Below are 26,745 nucleotides of genomic sequence, written 5' to 3'. Positions count from 1 at the left end.
TAAGGCTCAGAAATCAACCCTGGCGCAATCCAGAGTTTTTATCACAATGAAAATGATCGTTAGCCATCGCAGAGCTACCTACCTTGCAACCTCTTCGAAAATCCATTCCGATGTTTGCAACAAAGAAATAAGGACTCGTCAAGAAAATGAGGTAATTACAGTAAGGCTCTTGAGTTTAGCTTTGATATTAAAGGAAATTTGAGGCAAATAAATTGGGGTTTGGTAAACGTAGGGCTGCTGTGTTGGATTGTGTACTGAAGAGCCGCTGAAAAAATTAGGCTGTGATTTGAACTATAAGCCCCAAAGAGCCTAAAGCAAATCACAACCTCACATGATACCCGCCTAAATTTCTACACTCAGACAGGATCCCAAGAACTGACGTAGAACCTGGGCCATACAGTTGGCAAAAAAACCACTTTCGCCAACGCTAATCAAATGTATCAACCATCAACTACACATCAATATTTCCTGCCTCCAAGGCATTCATTTCGATAAAGTCTCTTCTTGGCTCCACATTATCACCCATTAAGGTAGTGAATATAGCATCAGTCGCTACCGCATCTTCAATAGTTACTTGCAGCATACGTCGTACATCTGGGTCCATCGTTGTTTCCCACAATTGCCCTGGATTCATCTCACCAAGCCCCTTATAACGCTGAATGGTTTGACCTTTTTTAGCCTCATCCATTAACCAATCTAAAGCTTGTTCGAAACTTTCAACTACGTGCTCTTTCTCACCACGTTTAACAAAGGAGCCCTCTTCCACCAAGCTCGCTAACTTAGCACCTAGGCCAACCATTTCTTTGTAATCTTTAGAATAGAAAAACTCAGCATTCATTGTGATATGATGATCCATACCATGCTGTGTCATCGTAATTCTTGGCACAAATAAATTGCTTTCCGGTAAGGCATAAGCCTCTACTTGATAATGTTCTGTTTTATTATCCAGTTGTTGCAAGCCCAGATGTAACTGTTTACACCAATTTGCTATTTTTTCTTCCTGATTAAAATCTTCATTATGCAAGACAGGGAGGTATGCAACACGTTTGAGAATATCAGTAGGGTATCTGCGTTTGTAGCGTTTAATAATTTTCTCAACACGTCTAAACTGCTGTACTAACTCTTCTAAAGCAACGGCCATAATCGGTGGAGATTCTTTTGAAGGATAAAATGCCGCTGAATCCAAAGCACTTTGTGTTAAGTAATCAAATAAAGCTTCATCATCTTTTACATACTGTTCCTGCTTTCCACGCTTCACTTTATAGAGCGGTGGCTGAGCAATATAAATATAACCACGCTCTAAAAGCTCCGGTGTTTGCCGATAGAAGAACGTTAGTAATAAAGTACGAATATGAGAACCGTCGACGTCCGCATCAGTCATGATGATAATACGGTGATAACGTACTTTATCCGGATCATATTCATCAGGTCCAATACCGCAGCCTAGAGCGGTAATTAAGGTAGCAACCTCTTGAGATGCGAGCATTTTATCAAAACGTGCTTTTTCAACGTTAAGAATCTTACCCTTAAGAGGCAAAATAGCCTGAAACTTTCGGTCACGTCCTTGTTTTGCTGAGCCACCCGCAGAATCTCCTTCCACAAGGTATAATTCAGATAAAGCAGGATCTTTTTCCTGACAGTCTGCCAATTTCCCAGGTAAACCAGCAATATCCAAGGCTCCTTTACGACGCGTCATTTCACGTGCACGACGGGCAGCTTCGCGCGCTCTTGCTGCATCAATAATTTTACCGACGATTGCTTTAGCTATGGCAGGGTTTTCTAAAAGGAAATCATTGAATTTTTCGGAAACGCTGGATTCAACTACTGATTTCACTTCAGAGGAAACCAACTTATCTTTAGTTTGCGAAGAAAACTTAGGATCAGGTACTTTAACCGATAAAACTGCAGTTAAGCCTTCGCGGGCATCATCACCAGTAGGTGAAACTTTAGCTTTTTTGGCATAGCCTTCTGCTTCAATGTAATTGTTTAAGGTACGCGTTAAGCCCGCTCTAAAGCCCGCCATGTGCGTTCCCCCGTCACGTTGCGGGATATTATTGGTAAAGCAATACAGCGTTTCTTGGTACGAATCATTCCACTGCATTGATAATTCAACGGTGATATTTTCTTTTTCAGCCGTCATAGAAAATACAACGGGAGTAATTACCGTTTTATTTTTATTTAAATGTTCTACGAAGGCTTGGATTCCCCCTTCATAATGGAACGTGTCTTGTCTTTGTGAGCGCTCATCAAATAAATGAATGCATACACCGGAATTTAGATAGGATAATTCACGTAAACGCTTCGCTAAAATATCATAGTGGAATTCAATATTAGAAAAAGTTGCCGCACTGGGCTTAAACCATATCTGGGTTCCGGTATTGCTGGCATCACCGGTTACTGTGATCGGCGCATCAGGCACACCATTTCGATAGTGTTGCTCGTGGATTTTGCCATGACGGCGCACGATTAAGTGCAATTCCTCGGATAATGCATTTACTACCGAAACACCCACGCCGTGTAACCCCCCAGAAACCTTATAGGAGTTATCATCAAACTTACCGCCTGCATGCAGAATTGTTAAAATTACTTCAGCTGCGGAACGTCCTTCTTCCTTATGAATATCAACCGGAATTCCACGTCCATCGTCTTTTACTGTAACTGATTCATCTGAATGAATGGTGACAAAAATCTCTTTACAATAACCTGCCAACGCCTCATCAATAGAGTTATCTACTACTTCAAAAACCATATGATGCAAACCGGTACCATCATCGGTGTCACCGATATACATTCCAGGTCTTTTTCTTACTGCATCTAACCCTTTTAGGACTTTAATATTACTTGAATCATAACTGGCATCAACGCTCATTAGGAGGTCCTCTTAAACCCTTATTACACCATTTAAAATTGCCCCTATCATAGCATATTTTGCATGTCTTTTGCATGTCTTTGGCTTATTCCGACGATAAAGTATAGCCTGTATTATTCTTGTTAAAATGTTCCACGTGGAACATTTTAACTTTTGTTGAGCTAGTTAATACAAGCTATATCTATACTTCTTCTTTATTGGGTGTTGGAAAGAAATAAGGTAATTTTAAGCTTGATTTTCATGAGAACACGTTTACACAAAGTATAATTATCTTTATTAAACAACAGGTTATTTATTTCAACCTAAGAAAAAATGAAACCCGGATGCAAAAACCCGGCTAAGAATCTTTAATATGTAAGGAAAGAGCTTACTTAGTGTGTATTTTGTACAGCGTAAACAGACTATCGTATCAGTTAACAACATAGAACTTAACTTATTGTTTCACGTGAAACATCTGCAGACTTCACTACGCCGTGGCTAAGTTGATAACAATATCCTGCTTCTTTAGTACATAAGGAATATAAATACTCGACACTGGCATTAGTGGTAATAACATACTGTCCTCTACGTGAAGCCAAATAGGCTAATAGTTTTTGCTGATGAACTTCATCCAGCTCAGCGGGTAAATCATCCAGTAAATACAAACAATCATGAGCAACTAAATTCGCTTGAGCAAGTTTCAAAGCAATTAAAATGATTTTCTGCTGTCCACGTGACAGAAACTGTTTTGCCTTATTTAGATTGCTTTCAATAATAATATCTGCTTGATGCGCACCGTATTGGGTATACTGTTTATGTTTATCACTCTCAAAATGCTCTTCCAACACCTGCTGTAATTCTTTGCCGCTATTTTTCTTATCCCAACCTTTAGAATAAAATAAGGTACATTGCAGATCGGTTAATTGTGCCAAGACCAAATTAAATTCTTGCTCCCAGAGTATAAAATATTCTTTGCGTAATAAATCCAACTGTGCGGCTAAATCGCTTAATTGTTTATCCCACGGTACAAAATGATCGAAAGGTGCATGCTTTTTTAATAAGGCATTACGATGTTTCAATACCTTCTTATAATCCTTCAACAAACTAAGGTAATTAGGTTTCACGTGAAACAATCCCCAATCCAATACACTACGACGGAGGGCAGGACCTGCGTCAATGATTTGAAAAATATCGGAGTAGAAGATTTGACACGGTAAAGCATAAGCCAGTTGACTGGTACTGGAGCAAAACTGGTTGTTCAATTTGATTTGCGTAGGTTCGGCCGATGACTTTTGAATGCTAATACTTTCCTGCTCGCTGCCACGGGCAAAAACAGTAAAGGATGATTGCTCTTGCTGAATAATCGGGGCAATTTCACGCGAACGAAAAGAGTGGCCACAACTTAAGAGATAGAGTGCTTCAAGAATGGAGGTTTTACCACTGCCATTAGCCCCAGAAATAAAATTGAACCTGGGGTGTAATTGCAGTTTGAGCGAAGAGAGATTACGTAAGTGGTGAATTTTTAACTCAGAAAGGATCATATTTTCATTGGCATAATAATGTATTGATAATGCTCATTTTCTAATGACTCAATTAAAATACTGCTGTCCGTATGTGATAGAGATAAGCGAATTTGGCCATCACCAAAATGAGACAGTACATCCAATAGATAAGTTGCATTTAAACCAATTTTGAGTTCATCTCCCTGGGTTTCAGCAACTAAAGATTCAACCGCCTCTTCTTGTTCATTATTATTCGCAATTAGGGTTAATAAACCCGGTTGCAAATGCAGCATCACTGCTTTAGATTTTTCATGCGCTAAAATAACTATGCGTGATAAAGCCCGCTTTAATATCGCGCAATCGATAGTAATTTGTTTGTCTTGATTACGTGGGATTGCTTTAGCATAAGGTGGAAAACGTGCTTCAATTAATTTTGATAAAAATACAAATCGTTTACTGACTAATTTGAAATGAGATTTACCTGCCGCCAGCAAAACCTGTTCATCATCAATACCATTTAGCAGGCGCAATAATTCCTGAATACCCTTTTTAGGAATCAGCAACTTCTTATCGCTGCTATTTTCACATTGATGTCGACAAATAGCCATGCGATGTCCGTCGGTTGCTACCGCAGAAATAAGATTAGGTTCGAAATCTAAAAACAAACCATTTAAAAACACCCGTACATCTTGCTGTGACATGGCAAAATGAGTTGACTGCAATAATTGCAATAAGACTAACCGAGGGATACTCAGTTCAACTTCGTTGCACTCATCCTCGCTTAAGGGGTAACCATCAGCAGGCAAAGTAGTCAATTTAAAAGAGCTGCGCCCTTGTTTAATAGTTAAAATGCCATTATCAACCCGCAGATTAGGGCTAGCCTGATCATCTAAAGAGCGAATAATATCAATAAATTTTTTAGCGGGAACCGTAATTGAACCTTCCCTTTGCTCCGATTCACAAGGAACTTGTGCAGAAATTTCAATTTCTAAGTCGGTTGCTGTAATGGATAACTGTCCATCCACGAGTTTGAATAAAAAATTAGACAATATAGCTAAAGATTGCTTTTTATCGACAGCGCCAGCAACGGCAAGCAAAGGGGTAAGCAAATCTTCTTTTTTTATCGCAAATTCAAACACCACAAGCTCCTATTTTTAAGAAGATAAGATGCGCATTAAGTTTTTATGATCTTCAGCAAAATCGCTATCATCCTGCACTAGCTCTTTAACCTTCCTACAGGCATGAATTACTGTAGTATGATCACGACCGCCAAAATGATCACCAATTTCCGGTAAACTATGATTGGTTAACTCTTTAGCTAAAGCCATGGCCATTTGTCTTGGTCGGGCAATAGAACGGCTACGGCGTTTTGACAAAATATCAGCCACCTTGACCTTATAATACTCAGCAACGGTTTTTTGAATGTTTTCAATCGTTACTAGCTTATCTTGTAGCGCTAAAAGATCGCGCAATGCCTCATGAACAAACTCGATAGTAATCGGTTTACCGGTGAAATGTGCATTGGCAATAACGCGACGCAAAGCCCCTTCGAGTTCACGAACATTCGAACGAATCCGTTTCGCAATAAAGAAAGCAACCTCATAAGGTAATTCAATATTAGATTGTTCCGCTTTGCTAATCAAAATTGCCACCCGCGTTTCTAGCTCTGGTGGTTCTACGGCAACCGTTAATCCCCAGCCAAAGCGCGATTTTAAGCGCTCCTCCATCCCTTCAATTTCTTTGGGGTAGCGATCGCTGGTTAAAATGATTTGCTGTTGCCCTTCGAGTAAAGCATTAAAAGTATGGAAAAACTCTTCTTGCGAACGATCTTTACCTGCGAAGAATTGAATATCGTCAATAAGCAAGGCATTTAATGAGCGATAAAAGCGTTTAAATTCATTAATTGAATTGGTTTGCAGAGCTTTCACCATGTCTGCCACAAATCGCTCAGAATGCAGATATAGGATTTTAGCATCAGGATTGTTTCTTAGAATTTCATTACCAATTGCATGCATTAAGTGAGTTTTCCCCAAACCCACACCACCATAAATAAACAAGGGGTTATAAGCATCACCAGGACGTTCGGCTACCTGCATGGATGCGGCACGCGCCAATTGGTTCGAGTTACCTTCCACAAAACTTTCAAATAAGAACTTCTTATTTAAATGACTACTTTTATAATCAACAGCCTTTTTGGGAGCACTTTTAGCAACTAAGGTTTCTGTGGAACTAGATACTACTTTATTATCGCCAGCACTAACGGTGGCCGTACCTGAATCTGTGCCCACCGAAGTTTTACTACCAATCTCGATGGAAATAGATTTAATTTCATCGCCACAAAATTGTTTGATCAATTCTTCGATACGCGAAAAAAAATGCTTTTTTACCCAATCAACAACAAAACGGTTAGGTGCTAATAATACCAAACGTTGTTCCTCAGTATGTGCCTGTAAGGGACGTAACCAAGTATTAAATTGCTGGGCAGAATATTCATCCTGCAGCAAACCTAAACATTTTTGCCAAACTGCTGCTGACACAAAACAACTCCTCATCTAATGAAGACGGTAAAAATAAATAAAACCAGAAAATCAAATTAAATAAGGTTCATGGTCTTTAATAAATAAAGAATATCCTACAGCATGCCCCAACCTATTTGTGGCCCTTATACTGCTCCATAAAGATTTTAAGGCATTTACCAACAGAACCTAATTATCCATGAATATAAATACTGCCCCTGAATGTTCCACGGCAACAAGACAATCTAAGCATGAAATTTAAAGTGAAACAACCACAACTTACTCTAAATCGCGAGGCGGTAATTATACTCAGGCTTTAGGATAAAGGCAAAGTTATCCACAAAGAAAAAGCATTTATTGAGCGATAAAAATACAATCTATCAATTCTATCTACTATTCTGTGAATAAAAAATGCATGAAGCAGAAATTCCAGCGAAAAAATAACTTACTTATCTACCATTCAAGAGTAGTACATAATTTGCCCAAACATAATAAATAAGCTATAACTGACTTGATCATGGATAAAAATCATTTGCACTACTTTTGCAGTGTTTAGAGAGATCAAAATGAACCTAAATAATAAAGCGGTATGGATTACCGGTGCCTCTTCAGGAATTGGTGAAGCATTAGCTTATGAACTAGCAAGTTCAGGAGCTAGGCTAATCCTCTCAGCTAGAAATCAAGCAGAGCTAGAACGAGTGAAAAACCTTTGCAACAATCCAGAAAGACATAGCGTCGTCCCGCTCGATCTAGAGCAGCACCATGAGTTAGAAACGCAGGCCCTTCACGTTTGGGATGAATATGGCCCTATTGATTTACTTATTCATAATGGAGGCATATCCCAACGTTATCTGGTAGCCGATTCCGTCTTTGCATTAGATAAAAAAATAATGGACGTGAACTTTTTTGGTGCCATAGCCTTAACCCGACCGATATTAAAAAACATGCTGCAGCGCGGAAGCGGCCACATCGCCATTGTATCCAGCATGCTCGGGCTTTATGGAATTCAGACACGCTCAGCCTATAGCGCGAGCAAACACGCTCTTAGAGGGTATTTTGAGAGCCTGCGTAATGAACTAGCCGATACCCAACTTAAAATAACCTTAATTTACCCAGGCTTTATTAATACCAATATCACCCAAAACTCATTATTAGCCAATGGAACAAGCTTTGGAAAAAAAGATAAAAGCCACGAACACGGAATAAAGCCCGCTGTATGTGCACGAAAAATAGCCCATGCTCTTTACCATGAAAAACCTACCGTAGTCATAGCAGGGCCTAAAGAGCGTTTTGGTGCGATTTTAGCGCGCTATTGTCCACTTCTATTTCGCTATATATCGCCAAAGTTTGAAGTTTAAGCCATTAACCCAGTTTATGGATGAATATTATGATGAGAATTAACGCAATTACTCGCATTCTTAGTTCATGTTTACTGATAGTCTCGCTAAGTACATTTGCCCAAGACGAGAAGCCTTTAGAGCAATTAATAACAAACACCGTCGAACCCTTGATAAACAAACAACAGATTCCAGGTATGGCTATAGCCATTTATTATAATGGCCACGACTATTATTTTAATTATGGGTATGCAGACCGCGAAAAGAAGCGCCCAGTTACCGCCAATACTATTTTTGAACTCGCTTCAATTACTAAAATTTTCGTTACTACATTATTAGCTTATGAGGTTAATGCAGGCAGCCTAAAACTAAGCGACCCAGTTGTTAAATACCTTCCAGCCCTAGCAAATACCACCAATTTACCTATTGATAAAGTGCGAGTAATCAATTTAGCAACCCATACAGCCAGTTTCCCCCGACAAATGGAGCAGTTTGGCGTTAATAAAGGCAACATAAATGCTTTCTTTAATCATTTAAAAACCTGGGAACCCCAAGTACCTATAGGCAGTCAATATAAATATTCTAATGTAAGTTTTGGTTTGTTAGGTAATGTGTTAGTTCATGCAACCAATAAACCATTAGCACGCCAATTGCGTGAACGGATCACCAAACCTTTAGGGATGAACAGTACCTATTTTAATTTACCTCCAGAAAAAATCCCCCTGCAAGCACAAGGTTATCATACTAAATCAAATCCCGCTCCCCATTATGTACCAGCAAACTTTCTCGGTGGTGGTGCATTACGCTCATCGGCAGCCGATTTATTAAAATTTATGAAAGCGAATCTAGGTATACGAGTAGAACAAGCTAGTCCGCAATTATTATCCGCGATGCAATTTGCCCAACAACCCCGCTTTTCGGTAAATCCAAAATTTGCTCTAGGACTGGGCTGGCAGCGAGTTCAATCAAAACGAGGATTATTAATCAGCAAAAACGGCGGCAATCAAGGATTTAGTACCTTTATCGGTTTTTACCCCAACAAAAAACTTGGCGTGGTGGTCTTAACCAATAAAGCTAAAGCAAATGCAGCACAAATTGGCAATCAAATTTTGCATAAATTAATCAATAACGATGATTAAAACGCCATTAATAAGCTATGGATAAATCAGTATACAGGTTAGGGATAAGCGACCTATAAACTTGGGGGCATAAAATAAAGCAGGATCTATATACACTTAGATCACAGGCTTAAACCGAATTTACAAACAAGTTCCAAAATCATTTAAGTGCTTGTATTTAATGAATTTAATAGAGTTATCAACAGACAAGGCGTCCCTATATAATAAACATAAGTATTTTAAATAAAAGAAATATTATTATATTTAGCGCATCAGAAAATACAGCTAAGAAAATATTACTTAATAAAAAAGCACCTGAAACAAACAAAAAAACTTAGCTTTAAAAAAAAATAATATTCACCTATTTTTATTTTCTATTAAGCAAAAAACTAAATTTAAGTTTAAAAAGCTAACTAGTCACATAGCTCACCATCAACTAATGCAATCATAATTACCAAAAAAGTAAATTGGCATAATCCGAACATCGCCTAAAAAAGCTAAAAAATGTGTGCAGCGAGCTACCGAAATCGTATTATTGCTATTTTTTAATGCAAGTTGGATCAATTAAACTATGAATAACTAAGCGCAAATAACGCGTATAAGATGCAAATAAGATCCTGGATAAACAAACTCTTAAAAGAAACAACAAATAGATCACAAGCTTAAACAAGCTTTATGAACATGGTTTTATTCGATCTAACATGTTGAATTAAATATATAAAATAAATTTATCCACAGGAGTGCCTCTCCTATATAACAAAAATAAGTTTTTTAAAAAGAATAAATTATATTTTTATTAACAAGGGGGTATAACTCACTAAAATCGGGTGATTTACCCTCAATAGGCAAAAAATAATCAAGCATCTAAATTGACAGTAGAAAAAAAGTTCTCTATCATTGCCAGCCTCATAAATTTATAAACAGGTTCATCATGAAACGCACCTTTCAACCAAGTAACTTAAAGCGTAAACGCGATCATGGTTTTCGTGAGCGTATGGCTACTCGAGCAGGCAGATTAGTAATTAAACGTCGTCGTGCTAAAGGCCGTAAGCGTTTGTCAGCCTAAGTGTTTGCTTTTAAAAAAACACAACGATTATTAATCAAGAACGATTATGATCGTGTGTTTGAACAAGCAGAAAAAATTGTCACATCCGAATTTATTATTCTCTTTAGAGAAAATAATTTAGGTTATGCCCGACTTGGGCTGGCGCTATCGAAGAAAATGATAGCAAAGGCTCATGATCGAAATCGTATTAAGCGGTTAATAAGAGAAAGCTTTCGGCAAAGGGATTTACCTGCCGTTGATATGATTTTTTTAGCCAGACAAGGTGTCGCAAAGCAAGCTAACTCAAACATAAACACCAGATTGGGCAAATCATGGGAAAAATTGACCTCATGCTTCGGCAGATAATTTGTTTACCAATTAAATTTTATCAGTATTTGATTAGTCCCTTGCTAAAACCCTCGTGTCGCTATTATCCTAGTTGTTCGCAATATGCGGAACGTGCCATTAAACAATGTGGCATAGCCAAAGGTTTGTGGATGGCTTTAAAAAGAGTATTACGCTGCCACCCTTGGGCACAAGGTGGTTATGATCCCGTACTCCCTAACGATGAGAAGCTTTGATGGATATACGACGTATTATTTCATATATGGCGCTAGGGCTAGTTAGTTTATCGCTCTGGAATGCCTGGCAAACAGATTACCCTCCTAAACCAGTAGAAAATACTGCCATTGCGCAAAAAAATGCTGCTGAGCCTTTATTACCTCAAGTTAGTTCTTCAGGAAACGCTGCGCAATCTTCAGCTTTAGCTCCTGCATCGGAGCAAAACAATACTCAGCCAGGAACTTTGGTTGAGGTTAAAACTGATGTGCTGAATGTGGCGATTGATTTACAGCAGGGTGATGTCGTTTCTGGCCAACTATTGGATTATCCTTTAAATGTAGATGAAAAAAATAAACCATTTTCATTGCTACAAAATGAAGGGCATGAGCGTTACGTTGCTAACAGTGGTCTTTTAGTTCCTTCAGCTCAAGGTGTTAAAGCACTTAATTTGGGCTTTACTACGGAACAAACACATTACGAATTAGCTCCTGACCAAAAACAGTTAGTCGTTACGCTAAATGGAAAAGATGAAGACGGCTTAACCGTCAATAAAGAATTAATCTTTACCAAAGGTAGCTATCTTATTGATGTAAATTACAAAATTGTTAATCAGGGTACTGGCGAGTGGAAAGGGTACATGAACACTCAACTAGTCCGTAGCTCCCCTAAAGAAGATAAAGGCAGTATGTTCCAAGTCGGTTCTTACACGGGTGCTTCTTACTCTGAGCCTGGTAAACATCGTTTTCAAAAAGTTAGTTTTGACGATATGAAAAAAACTAACCTCGATGTAGACAGTAAAGGTGGTTGGGTTGCCATGCAACAACACTACTTTTTAACGGCCTGGATTCCCCAGGTAAATAGCGAAAACAAGTTTTATACTCGTGCTGTCAATAATGACTATACGATTGGTTCGGTGAGTCAGCCCATTGTTTTAAAACCACAAGAGCAAAAAACTATTTCTGCGCAATTATATGTAGGCCCAGAAATTACTAGCGTTCTTAAAAGCATCGCTCCATCGCTCGATATGACCGTGGATTACGGAATTCTATGGTTTGTTTCTAGTCTGTTATTTTCACTAATGAAGGCTATTTACAATGTTGTAGGTAATTGGGGTTGGTCTATTGTTCTGGTTACAGTACTGATTAAATTAGCATTTTATCGACTCTCTGCGACTAGCTATAAGTCAATGGCTGGTATGCGAAAGTTACAGCCCAAACTGCAGGCATTACGTGAGCGTTATGGTGATGATAAAGCTAAGATCAGTCAAGCCACGATGGAACTTTACAAGCAAGAAAAAGTAAATCCATTAGGTGGTTGTTTGCCAATTCTTATTCAAATTCCAGTATTTATTGCCTTATATTGGGTTTTATTAGAAAGCGTAGAGTTAAGACAAGCGCCCTTTATTTTTTGGATAAAAGACTTGGCTGCTGCGGATCCTTACCATGTGTTGCCATTGATCATGGGTGCTACTATGCTGATTCAGCAAAAATTGAATCCTGCGCCACCCGATCCAATGCAAGCTAAAGTAATGATGTTTTTACCTATACTCTTTACTGGCTTATTCTGGAACTTCCCATCGGGTTTGGTTTTGTACTGGATTGTCAACAATACCTTGTCAATTCTGCAACAGTGGTACATTACCCGGAAGTATTCCGATGACGTACCCGCGAAAAAGAAAGTAGTGGCTACTGCAAAATAAATGACCACTGATACGATAGTAGCCATAGCTACCCCACCCGGTCGAGGTGGGGTAGGCATCATCCGCTTATCCGGCCCAAAGGCCTATTCCATTGCCATGACCATCAATGGCAACAAAGCATTAACACCACGCTTAGCTACCTTTAGCTCGTTTTATGCGGATAACAATCTGGTTGACCAAGGCTTGATGCTTTACTTTAAAGCGCCACACTCCTTCACCGGAGATGATGTGGTCGAGATTCAGGCACATGGCTCCCCTATGGTTCTGGATATGCTGACTAAAGCCTGTATTAATGCTGGTGCTCGTCTTGCTCGTCCTGGAGAATTTTCCGAGCGGGCTTTTCTTAATGATAAAATTGATTTAACTCAGGCTGAGGCCATCGCTGATTTGATCCAGGCCAGCTCACAAACTGCTGCGCGTATGGCATTGAAATCTTTACAAGGCGAATTCTCCACCAAAATAAATCAGCTTAATGAACAGTTGATTTATCTACGCTTATATGTTGAGGCGGCAATTGATTTTCCAGAGGAAGAAATTGATTTTCTCAATGACGGTAAGGTTTCCGGTTTATTACAAAGCATTTTAGATGAGCTCAATGCCATTCGTGCCCAGGCTAACCAAGGAGTGATGCTACGCGAAGGGTTATCCATGGTTATTGCCGGTAGACCAAACGCAGGTAAATCAACTCTGATCAATTGTTTAGCAGGACGCGATATTGCTATTGTAACCGAGATCGCAGGTACAACCCGTGATGTGATGCGAGAGCATATTTTATTGGATGACATCCCCCTTCACATTATTGATACTGCAGGCTTGCGTGAATCGGATGATGTGGTTGAAAAGGAAGGAATCAAACGAGCTTGGCAAGAGCTAAAACAAGCTGACTGCGTCTTATTGGTTGTGGATATCAATGATCCAGAACATCATCATATTTTGACCGCCGAAATTAAAGCGGCTTTACCTCCGGAAGTACCCATTATTAGCGTATTTAATAAAATTGATACCGTTAATCAGCAACCCCAAGTACAAGAACATAACGTTTATCTTTCAGCTAAATCTGCATTAGGTATTCATGGCTTAAAGCAGGTGATAAAAAATGTAGTTGGTTATCAGCCGACGGAAGGGAAGTTTTTAGCTCGCCGCCGCCATTTACAAGCGTTAGACGATGCGAAAAATTTATTAGCCACAGGCCAGCAACAATTGTTTGAACATCGCGCTGGCGAGTTATTGGCTGAGGATTTACGTCTGGCTCATCAGGTCTTATGTGAAATCACCGGAGAATTCTCTTCGGATGATTTATTAGGACGTATTTTTTCCAGCTTTTGTATCGGTAAATAGCTCTTCTTCTTAATAAAAATTAGCTAATTCAAAGAAATAAAATATACTTATCCTCAAGACTCTTTCAGCTTGCACTTTAGGCCTTAAGCCTTCTCAAGAAGGTAGTACTACTGTTGCAGAGAATATTGCCAGGCAGTTATGCATGCGATAACACTGTTTAGATAATAATACTCGCCTTAGCATCTTTAGTAATATCCTGACAGAGGGTACTGAAGAACTACACGAGCATTCTGCCTAGCCCTCAAATTACGCTTATGCATAAACTATGCAAACTGATGGTACACAAACCAGGCCGGTTGCTCTCTATTTGAACACTATTTGGCAAATAAACAACCAATTAGTAATTATTACATTGTGTGTAAAAAAAACACAAAAAAGGCTTGTCAAAATAAAAGGCTAATGATAACTTAGTAAATCTTTCTGTCTTTTTTTTGCGAGGTTGGGATTATGGGTTCCGCAAATGCAGCTTTTATCAGTGATAAAAATCAATTTTTTAATTTGCTTAGTAAATCGGATTTTGAGCAAGTAGATGTAGCTGCCAAAAAGCGACCATATCGTGCCTTATTGGAAACCCAGATTGATTTGGAAGCAGAATTTACCCAATTATTCGCCGTATTGCAAAAACAGAATGGTGGTGATAGTAAAGAATTTTGGATGTATTGTTATTATTGTGCTTCCCTATTGGAGTCTTTTTATAAAGCGTATTCAAATAAGTCTAAAGAGACTGAGTACAGCAATTTAAAAATACAAATAAGAAAGCGTATTCTGAAAGAGCCAGAGGATGCTCCATCCAAGACGGCTTTTGCTGAAACCCTTGTAAATAATTTTACTGGCAGCCTTATTAATTTAAAAAATTCGCCATCGCATTCGTCACAATTACGTGACTACGTAGCTTACGCTAATGTTTGCCGTTTGTACTGGACCTTTACTCGACTAACTTTGGTGAATGGCTTAAGGTTTGCCAAAGAATTACAATTCCTGGAGCAATTAGATGCTATTCTGGGAACCCATACTGATATTGAACAAATAATTTCTGTATTCCAAGCCCCCAATGGTATTCTTAATTATTTGAGTGTTGGCTTTTTCCTGGCTCGTTTTATGATTGATGCGGGAACCTTAGTGCGCCACGTCTTTTTTCCTACTGATGAAGAGAAAAATGCACCTATGGGTGAGCGTTTTAGATATGAATTGTATAAACGTCACTGGAACTTTGGTAACGACTTAGTATGGGCAACAGTTAACTTTTTAACTAACTTTAATCATATTACCAATATTCCTGGTCCTGTTGCCGGAGGAATTACTGCGGTATTTTTAGGGTTTGATGTGTGTATGACTTTATATCGTTCTTATTTATTTAAACAAGAATATTTAATTAAAAAAGATCAATATGAAGAGGAACTAAGAAATATTCACGATGAAGAAGATCCTCGTAAAGAAATATTAACTAAACAACAGAAAGAATTAGAAATTGACTGGAAGACGAAAGAAGGAAAACTTTATTTTGCCGCTTCTGCTGCCTCTTTATTGATGCTAGGGTTTTCTTCTACGTTAATTTTTAGTCCGCCAGGCATTGTTATTGCCAGCTATTTTGCATGTACGGTTGCTATCGCCATGTATTTATCCACTGGCTGTTACGGAAAATATCAGGAAAAAAGCTTACGTTTAGCGGATGCAGAGCTTTTTAATACGGGCTTAGATCTGGCTCATAAAGAATTTGAAGCGGCTCGTAGTGATTTTCTCTTCACTATGGCGAAAAATGTGATAGTACCTACCGTACTAATTACTACTTTTGCTCTTTATTGGCCGGCTGCAGTGGTTTTAACGGCAGTTTATTTAGGGCACGAGCTATTGCATTCTCATGATCAACATGAACGCAATCAGGAAATACAAGCACTGTCCTTTAGTATATAAGAAAACTGAAATGAATGAATAGCTTGGATGAGGCGCCTCCGTCCAAGTTACCTTTTTAGATAAATTTATCAAGCTTGACTGGGTAAAAATAACCTTGTTTGATCTATTATTGTCCTATATAATAACTCCCGTTCCTGCATATGAGGCGAGACCAACCCTGTAGTTGCCCGGATCATTTTTAATTAAATGAGGTTATTATGAAATTAAAAGCTTTTCTAAAACAGATAAAACAAGACAATTCATCTTTGGAAACGGTGCAGCTTAGCCTGAAACAAAATGGTAACGTAAAAAAATTATTAGCAGCACTCAATAATGAGGCTTATATAGGCTGTAAAAACATTTCAGAATTGGATTTAAATGGTTCAAATCTTGCGAATGAAGATATAGTAACTTTAGTTAAGATTTTGAATAAATATCCAAATATAAAAACACTACGTTTAGATAACTGTAATATCACTGATGATCACACTTCTCTTCACTTAGTAGCATTAGAGCATGTTACCAGTCTTTCATTAAGGAGTAATCTTTTAGGAAAGAGACCCGCGTTTAACGGGAATTTAAAAGCCCTTTATTTAGATGACAACCCGAAGCTTAATGTAAAAGTAGCTTTACTGCGTTTTTCAACCTATGCCAATCAGCTGGAAACACTCTCCTTAAATAACTGTAAAGTTAAAGATGAAGATTTAAGTCTTATAATGAGGGAAGGCTCGCATTTAAAAACGTTAAAACAACTCCATCTACACGGAAATAAATTAAGCGTTATCGGAGTTCTCTGCTTAGAAGGAATGGATTTACTAGAGGTTTTAGATTTAGGAAGAAATAATCAAATAGGGGACTATGGGGTCAGTAAGCTGCAATGTCCTGCTTTGCATGCCTTGAACATTGAGGGCTGTAGTTTGTCGCTTAATGTTTTTGAATCTTTAGAAACACTACCTAAGTTACATACGGTAAATCTTAGTTATAATCCTGCACTTAAATTGTATAATAAAGCAACTGGACCAAGTAGCTTAGAACAAATCAAGAGAGTAAAACTTAATTTTTGTCAGCTCAAAGATGAGAATGTCCCCTCTTTTATTGCCTTATTTCCCCATTTAACCCACTTAGAAATAGCTAATAATCAATTGACACAAGTTGGAGTAGAGGACTTTTTATTAGCCAGCAAATCGTTGAAAGCTATAGATGCAAGTACAAATCCTATTTTTTCTATTCTCAGTGCAAAATCACAAAAAGCAGCTAGAGCCAATAAAACAATTGCTACCGAAAAAGCGAAGCTCGAAGATTTACTTTTATCCGTTTCTCAAGCGACAGAATTAACCCATATTAATTTAAGTAGCACCGGCTTAACGGATGAAATGTTGCTAAAATTTATCCCTATTGAAGGCTCTGCAAGAAAATTACGTTCTATTAATGGTATCGCTTGTACTGGATTAAAAGCGGTATTGGAGGAGCGAAAGCTAGTTGCTCAAGCGGTAGCAATACCAAGTGTTCTGGTGGGCGAGGTTATAGAACTTGAAGCCAAAAAACCTTCCAAGAATGTACAAATTAAGGGATTAAAAGCACGAGTGAAAGACTTAGAAGCACAGCTTGCTCAAGCAAAAGCAACGATTACCGAATTACAAGGAGCTAAGGTATCGGATGTTCCGCATGAGAAAGGGCGAGTCCGTAAACAAGTAGCTCAATTAGAACCTAAGGTGAGTACGCAAAGTATGTTTGCCAGTACTGCTGCAAAGTCTAAAAAGGAAAATCCACCGTCAGAGGCTAGCGATGTTGCGGAATTAACCAGGTCCTAAATAAATATAGCCCGTATTAGACGTAGTCGTAATACGGGTATCCTTTTCTTACTCGTTTAATAATGTGCTTAAAGCACCGCTGTTAATTGGAAACGTAGTTGATGCGTATATAAATTAGGGTTACTCAAGGTTTCTTTAGTCGCTTCAGCCGGACTTAGGCCCAGTTTTGCTTGTCCTAAATCGGCAAATTGATAGCCTATCCCCACACGTAAATGTGTCCACACATCCACATCTATTCCCGCACCAACACCCCAAGCAAAAGAACTTTGGGTATGGTCGCTAAAGGGCGGCATGGCTACTGCTTCCTCAATTAAAGGTTTTTCATAATAAGAGCGGGAGCGATTAAACGCCGCACCTAACTCCCCAGAAAGATAAGGATGAAAACATTCATGATAGTTGGTTAATAGCTTAGCTATGGCCATGACCCGTGAGGATTGAATCTTATAGTGGTAATGAAAATTATTGAATTCGGGTAAAGCAAATTGCCATACATCTCCCTCACGAGAAAGTGGGGTATTCCAATAGCCCGAGACGCCTGCCTGCCATGATAAAAATGGCAACGCACGACCTTCTATCCCTATACCAAAACCCAAATCGGCACTGTTGGTATCAGTAGATGTGTTTGTATAATGATTATTGAATGGTGGAAGCAAACTGAGTGTTTGGGAACGCCCTGTGCGCGTAAAATCAGCTGCGGCAGTAAATACTGCATAAGGATGGTAGGCGTGATTGGGCATTTGTGTAGCCATTGTCCCTGCGAATCCTTGGGCATAACCCGTTAACATCAACAAGCCTAAGACATAAGATTTAACCTGCATGTATACTATCCTTACCCTTCATCAATTAAACAAAAAAACGCCAACACTATATAGACTTAAATAAAAAACTTCTTTATCTGAAGCGATAAAGTATCGGTGATAAGCAACGCATTATAATGATTAATAATCATCATTTATACAATTAAACCTGACCAAAAAGAAAAAAGCATCCCTAATCATTCAGGTTGGCCTAGCCCTAGGATTTGTCATCCTAGGTTCGTTTCAGCGACGAAATACTCCCTTCAAATATGTATTTTCCGTACCAAACTAGTGGGTAAACAAGCGGACACAACGTACTTGGGCTTGATTATTTTTAGTAAAAGGGGACTGCGCTACATAGGTATCGTCTAGGTCGAACTGTTGTCCACAAGCTTGCTGACGCGGATTATTCGAACTAACCGTTGCATACTCTGATGAACTGTAATAACTTGCAGAAAATGCATTCAAGAGATTCAGGCTATTATATTTGATCAGGTTTGATTGTATATTTTGCATAAAAGGTGCCCCGGAAGAACCACAGCCAGTACCCACACCAGATTGGTCATAACCCATTTCACAAATGGCCGGTAAATACCAATCGTTATAATTACTAATGGTAGTCGAGCATAAGCCCGTAGCATAATAGGACGTATTCGTAGGTCCCGCACTGGCGGTATATTTCGGAGAACCTGCATTGTTATAGTTAGTAATTAGCTGGTTATAATAGAGCAGGATATTATAAGTATTACATTGCCCATCCATCTTTCCTTCACAAGCAATAAACGATGCGGTCGCAAACGGGTTGGCATTCATATAATAGGAGGAAAAAAACGAGACAAAGGCAGCTCCGGTAGGGGAGGCTGTGCCTCCAGTCGAGGTATAATCAATACCCGGAATCAAATCCAAACTCACCTGCGCTGGCGCTGAGCCCGCCCCATTAGAAGCCCAAATTTTATTCGAGCCTTGATCACCGGTAGCTGCTACTTTACCGGCAATACTTAACGTATTCGCTACAGTATCATCAATAGAAAAGACATAACCGGACTGATAGGTGCATCCATAACCTAAGACTAAAACCTGGGCACTAATCGCCCCCGCATCAGTTTGCACTTGAATCACATTAGCTGCCGGTGCGGTACGTCCAGCAACATTGGCAGTGCACGCAGACGCGGTATTAGGTGAGGACATGGCTGAGGCAACCGAACCAGGCTTAAGGGTCACACTACAGGAATCACCGGGGTTAAGTACCGTATCAATGGTACAGGTGGTTGTATATAAGGTAGTACCGGTAGGTAGTGCCGGGGAAAAATCGCTGCTGGCAGGGGTTTGGGTAATCGTCACCGGAAATAAGTTGGTATTCGTTAAGGTAAACGCACGATAAATGCCACTGCCTAATCCCGACAAAGCCAAGGTTGAAGGCGACACCAGCATTGCACTTCCTGGTTTTACTGAGCTTGAATAAGAGGGAATGCCATTGCCACTGCTATTTACGGCAAACACGCGGAAGGTATAGGCAGTTCCATTGGTTAAACCAGTCACCGTACAAGACAAATTCCCGCTAGTGGAACAGCCTACCGTTTGATAAGAGGATGAAGTAGGGCTGGCTGTGGTGGGACCATAGGTTACTGTATAACCGGTAATTGCCTGCCCACCGGTATTAAATGGCGGCAGCCAGCGAATGACCACCTGACCATCGCCTGGAATAGCCGTTACTTGGCGAGGCGAAGTAGTTAAGGTAACTTGGCTGATGGAAGCCACACTATATTGATTAAATCCAGCAGAGGTACTCGCGGAATTAGCAGTCGTGCCATTATAGGTCGCTGTTATTGTATTGGTCGCCGCACTAGCAAAAGAGGTACTGCAACTCGCGTAACCTGAAACGACGGTAATGCCGCTGCAGCCACTAATAGCAACACCTCCATTGAAAAAACTAACCGTTCCTACCGTTAAAAAGCCATTTACTGAGGTTACTTGAGCACCCACGGTCACCGAATCACCGACTGCTGCGGGATTTAGTGACGAATACAACTGAGTGGTCGTAGGATCTGGGATCGGTGCTACGGCATTCGAAGCTAATGAAGTAGGTCCGGTGCCCGCACTATTGGTTGCGGTCACCGTAAAGGTATAACTCGTACCATTGCTAAGGCCGGTGATTTTACAGCGAGCAAGGCCGGAGGTATTGCAAGTAAATCCTCCAGGAGACGAGGTTACCTGATAACTGGAAATGCTGGAGCCCCCTGTAGAAGAAGGCGCAGCCCAGCTAACTAAAGCCAAACCATTTCCAGCAACTGCAGTCACCGTGGTTGGTGCCCCTGGAGTGGTGATGACGGAAAAACTTTGTTGCATCTGAGTTGCTGCATGGTAATTGCTATCGCCAGACTGATTGGCATTTATGGTGCAGGTACCTACGCCATTGAACGAAACCACACCGCCGCTAATCGAGCACACGCTACTACTGCCGACATCCACAGTAATTGCTACGGTTAACTCAGAGCTGGCAGTTGCCGTGGGTGTATAAGTAGTTCCTCCAACTAGGGCTAGAGATGGTGCGGTACTGGTATAGCTAATGCTTTGGTTACCTTTACCAACCGTAAAAATTTGTTGTACTTGGGGGGCTGCAGTGTAATTGCTATCGCCGTTTTGATTTGCATTTAAGGTACAGGTACCGGCACCAATAAAGGACACCACGCCTGCATTCATGGAGCAGATCGTACTGCTGGTTGCATCGACGGTGAATGTTACCGCAAGTCCAGAGGTCGCTGTTGCTGTTGGTGTATAGGGAGCACCTGCAACTACAGCGCCACTGGGTTCGGTACTGGTATAGCTAATGCTTTGGCTACCTTGACCGACGGTAAAATTTTGTTGCAGCTGGGGAGCTGCATTGTAATTGCTATCGCCGCCTTGATTTGCATTTAAGGTACAGGTTCCTATACCGATAAAGGATACCACGCCTGCATTTATAGAGCAGACCGCACTGCTGGTTGCATCGACGGTGAATGTTACCGCAAGTCCAGAGGCCGCTGTTGCTGTTGGTGTATAGGGAGTACCTGCAACTACAGCGCCAGTGGGCGCGGGGCTGGTATAGCTAATGCTTTGGTTACCTTTACCAACCGTAAAAATTTGTTGTACTTGGGGGGCTGCAGTGTAATTGCTATCGCCGTTTTGATTTGCATTTAAGGTACAGGTACCGGCACCAATAAAGGACACCACGCCTGCATTCATGGAGCAGATCGTACTGCTGGTTGCATCGACGGTGAATGTTACCGCAAGTCCAGAGGTCGCTGTTGCTGTTGGTGTATAGGGAGCACCTGCAACTACAGCGCCAGTGGGTTCGGGGCTGGTATAGCTAATGCTTTGGCTACCTTGACCGACGGTAAAATTTTGTTGCAGCTGGGGAGCTGCATTGTAATTGCTATCGCCGTTTTGATTCGCATTTAAGGTACAGGTTCCTATACCGATAAAGGATACCACGCCTGCATTTATAGAGCAGACCGCACTGCTGGTTGCATCGACGGTGAATGTTACCGCAAGTCCAGAGGTCGCTGTTGCTGTTGGTGTATAGGGAGCACCTGCAACTACAGCGCCAGTGGGCGCGGGGCTGGTATAGCTAATGCTTTGGCTACCTTGACCGACGGTAAAATTTTGTTGCAGCTGGGGAGCTGCATTGTAATTGCTATCGCCGCCTTGATTTGCATTTAAGGTACAGGTACCGGCACCAATAAAAGACACCACGCCCGCACTCATGGAGCAGACCGTACTGCTGCTGGCATCTACACTTAGCGTCACGGTAAGTCCGGAATTGGCTATTGCTGTTGGCGTATAGGTTGGACCCGCAACCACGGCATTACTGGGAGCTGTACTCGTATAACTAATGGTTTGTGACCCTTTACCTACACTAATGTTTTGTTGGACTTGAGGGGCTGCAATGTAATAATTATTCCCAGTTTGGTTGGCATTTAAAATACAATTACCAACAGCTTGATAGCTAAGCAATCCACCACTTAAGAAACAAATACCGGTGCTGGCGCTATCCACACTAAAACTTACTGCTAATCCAGATGATGTCGCAGCACTTGGCGAATAGGAGCTCCCGTTAACCACCGCATCCGTAGGCGTGCTGGAAATAAAGCTAATAGTTTGCGAGTCTTGTACCCGGATGGTGTTGGAGGCATTGGATGGTATACCATCCCCCATCGAATTTTGCGCGGTTACCACAAAACTATAAGTTGAGCCTTGGGTTAAATTGGTAAATGTACAACTAGTCACTCCAGTAGTAGTGCAGGTTGTGCTTCCTGTGGACGGTAAGGGGGAGGGGGTTACCGTATAACCGCTGATCCCCGTACCTCCATCATGTACCGGAGCCACCCAATTAACCGTCACGGAAATGGTACCAGCGCCATCGCCACTGACAGTGGCGATTACCGAAGTTGGTGCACCGGGAACTGCTGGGATGTGAACCATATTGCTGGGCGCGGATGCAGGGCTTACTCCAATAACATTAGTTGCTTTTACGGTGAAGCTATAGCTAGAACCTGGAATTAGGGTGGAATATGTACAATTTGTTGCCCCAGAGGTAGAGCAGGTGACATTATCCGGAGAAGAGCTTACCGTATAACCAGTAATTGCGGAGTTTCCATCATTAGGCGCGGTCCAATTGATGTCAACCGTACCATTGCTATTGGCTACGGCGGCCACAGCTGTTGGGGCATAGGGTGCTGTTGGGGTTATAACTGGAGGAGATGGTGCGGGTAAACCTTTACCCGAGCTATTGATTGCAGCAACAGAAAAAACATATTTAGTGCCTGGATTAAGCCCATTAATAGTACAATTGCGATGGGCTGCATCAGTGGAACAACTACCGGCAGCAGCCAACAGGCTTGAATTAGCGGTTACCAGGTAACTAACGAGGGGTAACCCTCCATCACTTTTCGGTGGATCCCAAGTTATTCGTGCCGACAATGAACCATCAACAGCAATATTGATTTTGGCTATAATATTCTGCGGTACGCTGGGAGGATTGGTTGGTGGTGGTGTGTTTATTTTTTTTATTTCCAAACCATCTTGTGAGGTAGGGCGAGCACAATAAACGGGATTATTTATGGTGTTACAGACGGTAGGGCCACCATGAACATCGCCACTTAGTCTATCGGCAATAATACTTAATTGGATGTTACAACTTTGGCCGGGAGCCAACTCAAAAGGTGCATGACAACTTCCGCCACTTTGGCTTATTCCTGTCGGTAACTGTGATAATCCATTATTTTTCAAAGGATAAGGCGTATTATTGGTTACTAAATAATTTGCGGTAGCCGTTTCCCCTAAATACAAAACAGCAGGTGCTTTGGTGATCGCTTTAATCAGGAATACGGGTTTCCCGGCATAGGCAGAGAAGTTGATTAGCCCCAATACACCCGAGAAAAATAGGGTTCGCAACCAATAATTATTATTTTTTTTTCTAGTTGGTCGTTTTGACCATAGTTTTGAAATGATAAAGCCAATAAATCGAACCCACTGCCCACCGTGCTGACGCATCCCTTCTTGTTTCATTCCTGCTTATCCTAAATGTGCTACCAAGTTATATTAACTATTTCAACATACAGTATCTCTTTTTTATTTTCAATCAGGTTGCCTGCTAGTGGAAAATTTTGCTTTTTTTCAGAACAAGGCTGGCTAAAATAAGCATGGGCGTCAAAAGGGAAGGCATCTTCGGTTTTAGGGGAGCACATCTAACAATCACCTAGCTCTATCCTTATCCGCCCCGCAAAAATCACAATAGGGTAATAATGAATAGCGAACATGAGAGCAATGGGTACACTGCTCAAATAACTCTTCCCCACAGCCTGGGCAGGTATAACGGTTGATGCCATGTAAATTAGCATTGGTCAGAGGGGGATTAGCGCCTTTTTCTACGGTAACAAATTTGGTAAAGCCTGGTTTTATGGGAAATTGACACATGGGGCATTGCACTTTTTGATATGCTTCTCGGTATTGTTTCTGCAACCAGTCGGGTTTAGGGGCTACTACCATGCGTAATTTGGAAATTAGCGTTTGCGCCGTAATGTAGATTAAAACAAAAACCAGGATGTATTTAAAAATATAGGAAGGAAAATAATAATGCATTACCTCATATATTTTATAGAACACAGCGATTGCCGCAGCCATGATTAAAGGCTTGTACATACTGTTTTTGTAGCGGCGATAGAGGTAGGCGGATAAAAGTAATAAGGGGATTAAAACCAGCAATTGTAAGCCTGCCATCGCCCAATTATGGCGAACCCATAAAGCATTATATTCCTTCTCTGCTTTTTGATTTTGCATGTCTAGTTGGCGGTCTATGTCATTGAGCTGATTTTGTAGCTGTTGCCTTGCCAAATTATCTTTGGTGATGGAACTGTTTAAATTTTGAAATTGGTTTTGATAATTCAAATACAAACCGGTTACTTGCTGTAAATTTTTTTCAGATTCCGGAGAGAAAGTGACTCCCTTTTGAATGCTGGCTTTTTGTAAGTCCAGTAATTGATTCATGGTGTCGCGATAACTATTAATACTTGTTTGTAAGATGTCTTGCTGTTGCTTTTGTTCATCAACCTTAGCTATTAGCTTGCTAAGTTGTTGATTAAATGATTCTTTATTCTTAACCAGGTTGGGGTCTTGATATTTTTTTTGCACTTCTTGTAAAGAGGGACCGGCTTGACTACCGATGTCATCCATTAAAAAACCAAGAAGCCAGTAGATCAATAATCCCAATAAAATAGTGAGGGTGATGACCAGCGCGCGATGTCCTTTAGGTCCTTTTTTCTCTTTTACTAGTCCAGTGTCCATGATTATGTTCGCTTAGCTTATTTTAGGCCTAATAGTCTATCTCTAAATTATAGGCCATGTTTGTATGCTGCTCGATTTTTGCTCATTAAATAAATTTACTGTCTATAATTTAGTTAAAGTGATTATTCGAGTTTGTTATGGCAAAGACCGCATCTACTGCAGCAGTAAGGTTTCTACGGGATGTAACCAAACTTGATTGGTTCGGCTGGGCAGATGAGGAGAATGATGTTGATGCCGTAACCTACCTTGCTACTACTGATGTGGAGAAGATGGCGTCCTTAATTGTGCTACCTGAAAAAATACGTACGCGAATGATTATGGAAATTACTCCTGAGTTTATCAGGCTTTCGGTCCCTAGAGTTAATTCTCCTCCCATGATTGACTATTTGAGAGAATTTATAAAAGTCACCGGGCCTTTGCAGCAAAGACCGATATTTCATGAGCCTCGTCAATTAAATATAGCCACGGTTTCTATGCCTACCGGATCTTATGCACAAAAAGCACCCAGATCAATCCAACAGCAAATTGCGCTATTTGGTCAGCATGTAGATTTATCGAGTCAACTTCTCGCGGAAAAACGGAAAAAGTTTTTTCCTGATGAAATAGCAATTTGTGTCATGCCAGAATTTTATAGTCATTGTGCCTTCGGCGGCAAAACACATTTATTCTTGCCCTATGTTGCACAACAAGAATTATTAGCGGGTTACTGCGGGGTTAGTCAAAAATATCCATCCTTACTTATCATGGTCAATATGACCGCTAATACCGCGAATGCGGTGAATGATGTGGAAGGGGAGTATATTGGTCACAAGCCTAAGACTCAAAAAACAAATATGTTACTGGGTATCAAAAATGGAGTTATTGTTTATGCCAGCTATAAATTGAATAAAGGGCCTGCAGATATTCCTGAAAATGAATTAACTTCCTCTGAAGTGGAACGAAACACATATTGGCAGGGGGCTGTGGATAAGAAACTAATGCCTTTGGCTTATTTCAAACAATTTAAAGGTGTAACTATTGCCGGTAGTGTGTGTATTGATGCGCAAGAAGGAGTTTTAGGTGCCTATTTAAAAAAACAATTTTTCCAAGAGTTTTCCACTGATGAGTTTGGTCCTGCGGTACAAGTTATTTCTTCAAGTTCCATGGCCCTACCTCTTTTTAAAAACCGTCAAGAAATAGAGCCTAATCAAATTGTAACCCCGACAATTAGTCAAGGGGTAATTATTCAAGCAGATGGTCATAATCGCTTAAATCGCTCCGGCGTTTGGTTAGTTGATGGAGAAAATTTTATACGCCAAGAACCTAAGAATGCTACGATTTTATCCGACGGTACTCACATAGAAAGTTATTCTGTTAATGTAAAACTGTTACATAATAAATTGCATGATTTGGTTGGAAAAGATATTGAAGAAGAAAGTGTCAATTTAAAGTTTAATTTATAAAAATAAATGAAGAGCGAGG

At 40.4% G+C, this 26,745-nt stretch carries 17 protein-coding genes; 10 read left to right on the top strand and 7 right to left on the bottom strand.

The window, feature by feature from the left end; genetic code table 11:
- Positions 1–451: 451 nt before the first annotated feature.
- From gyrB to dnaA, 4 genes are all read right to left on the bottom strand, one after another.
- Entirely contained in the window at positions 452–2,869 is a 2,418-nt protein-coding gene (gene gyrB / locus ACD661_RS09005) for a DNA topoisomerase (ATP-hydrolyzing) subunit B (protein WP_400187529.1), read from the bottom strand.
- 428 nt (positions 2,870–3,297) lie between these two features.
- Complete coding sequence (gene recF, locus ACD661_RS09000; protein WP_400187528.1) at positions 3,298–4,389, bottom strand: DNA replication/repair protein RecF; 1,092 nt, start codon at positions 4,387–4,389, stop codon at positions 3,298–3,300.
- Complete coding sequence (gene dnaN / locus ACD661_RS08995; protein ID WP_400187527.1) at positions 4,386–5,489, bottom strand: DNA polymerase III subunit beta; 1,104 nt, start codon at positions 5,487–5,489, stop codon at positions 4,386–4,388. Before dnaN ends, recF begins: the two co-directional genes overlap by 4 nt.
- Positions 5,490–5,504: 15 nt before the next feature.
- Positions 5,505–6,887: a chromosomal replication initiator protein DnaA gene (gene dnaA, locus ACD661_RS08990; protein WP_400187526.1), complete on the bottom strand. Its 1,383-nt coding sequence runs from the start codon at positions 6,885–6,887 to the stop codon at positions 5,505–5,507.
- A gap of 545 nt (positions 6,888–7,432) precedes the next feature.
- On the opposite strand from dnaA, the gene ACD661_RS08985 reads away from it, so the two are divergent.
- From ACD661_RS08985 to ACD661_RS08945, 9 genes are all read left to right on the top strand, one after another.
- Positions 7,433–8,224 carry an SDR family NAD(P)-dependent oxidoreductase gene (locus ACD661_RS08985; protein ID WP_400187525.1) on the top strand — a complete coding sequence of 264 codons (792 nt, stop codon included), beginning with the start codon at positions 7,433–7,435 and terminating at the stop codon, positions 8,222–8,224.
- Between the two features lie 29 nt (positions 8,225–8,253).
- A complete protein-coding gene (locus ACD661_RS08980) occupies positions 8,254–9,342 on the top strand; it encodes a serine hydrolase (protein ID WP_400187524.1) in 1,089 nt (362 codons plus the stop codon).
- A 910-nt stretch (positions 9,343–10,252) separates the two neighbouring features.
- Positions 10,253–10,387, top strand: coding sequence for a 50S ribosomal protein L34 (gene rpmH, locus ACD661_RS08975; RefSeq protein WP_006869475.1), 135 nt, complete (start codon positions 10,253–10,255; stop codon positions 10,385–10,387).
- Positions 10,388–10,732: a ribonuclease P protein component gene (gene rnpA, locus ACD661_RS08970; RefSeq protein ID WP_400187523.1), complete on the top strand. Its 345-nt coding sequence runs from the start codon at positions 10,388–10,390 to the stop codon at positions 10,730–10,732. It abuts the gene before it with no gap.
- Positions 10,699–10,947 carry a membrane protein insertion efficiency factor YidD gene (gene yidD, locus ACD661_RS08965; RefSeq protein WP_400187522.1) on the top strand — a complete coding sequence of 83 codons (249 nt, stop codon included), beginning with the start codon at positions 10,699–10,701 and terminating at the stop codon, positions 10,945–10,947. The genes rnpA and yidD overlap by 34 nt, the downstream gene beginning before the upstream one ends.
- On the top strand, positions 10,947–12,626 hold the full coding sequence (gene yidC / locus ACD661_RS08960) for a membrane protein insertase YidC (protein ID WP_400187521.1): 1,680 nt from the start codon (positions 10,947–10,949) through the stop codon (positions 12,624–12,626). Before yidD ends, yidC begins: the two co-directional genes overlap by 1 nt.
- Complete coding sequence (mnmE, locus tag ACD661_RS08955) at positions 12,627–13,964, top strand: tRNA uridine-5-carboxymethylaminomethyl(34) synthesis GTPase MnmE (protein ID WP_400187520.1); 1,338 nt, start codon at positions 12,627–12,629, stop codon at positions 13,962–13,964.
- A 447-nt stretch (positions 13,965–14,411) separates the two neighbouring features.
- On the top strand, positions 14,412–15,875 hold the full coding sequence (locus ACD661_RS08950; RefSeq protein ID WP_400187519.1) for a hypothetical protein: 1,464 nt from the start codon (positions 14,412–14,414) through the stop codon (positions 15,873–15,875).
- 197 nt (positions 15,876–16,072) lie between these two features.
- Positions 16,073–17,665, top strand: a complete 1,593-nt coding sequence (locus tag ACD661_RS08945) for a leucine-rich repeat domain-containing protein (RefSeq protein ID WP_400187518.1) — start codon at positions 16,073–16,075, stop codon at positions 17,663–17,665.
- A 68-nt stretch (positions 17,666–17,733) separates the two neighbouring features.
- Here the strand turns inward: ACD661_RS08945 and ACD661_RS08940 are convergent, their stop codons facing one another.
- The 3 genes from ACD661_RS08940 to ACD661_RS08930 form a co-directional block, all read right to left on the bottom strand.
- The gene (locus ACD661_RS08940; RefSeq protein ID WP_400187517.1) at positions 17,734–18,483 is read right to left on the bottom strand and encodes an outer membrane protein; all 750 of its coding nucleotides are present in this window, start codon (positions 18,481–18,483) and stop codon (positions 17,734–17,736) included.
- Positions 18,484–18,750: 267 nt separating this feature from the next.
- Entirely contained in the window at positions 18,751–24,009 is a 5,259-nt protein-coding gene (locus tag ACD661_RS08935; protein WP_400187516.1) for a fibronectin type III domain-containing protein, read from the bottom strand.
- Positions 24,010–24,195: 186 nt separating this feature from the next.
- The gene (locus tag ACD661_RS08930; protein WP_400187515.1) at positions 24,196–25,284 is read right to left on the bottom strand and encodes a hypothetical protein; all 1,089 of its coding nucleotides are present in this window, start codon (positions 25,282–25,284) and stop codon (positions 24,196–24,198) included.
- Positions 25,285–25,421: 137 nt separating this feature from the next.
- On the opposite strand from ACD661_RS08930, the gene ACD661_RS08925 reads away from it, so the two are divergent.
- On the top strand, positions 25,422–26,726 hold the full coding sequence (locus ACD661_RS08925; protein ID WP_400187514.1) for a hypothetical protein: 1,305 nt from the start codon (positions 25,422–25,424) through the stop codon (positions 26,724–26,726).
- Positions 26,727–26,745: the final 19 nt, after the last annotated feature.

The organism is Legionella lytica (genome assembly GCF_044626755.1).
GTDB classification, from domain to species: domain Bacteria; phylum Pseudomonadota; class Gammaproteobacteria; order Legionellales; family Legionellaceae; genus Legionella; species Legionella lytica_A.
Note: the sequence above shows the minus strand (reverse complement) of the source record. Positions and strands in the feature narration are given on the sequence as shown.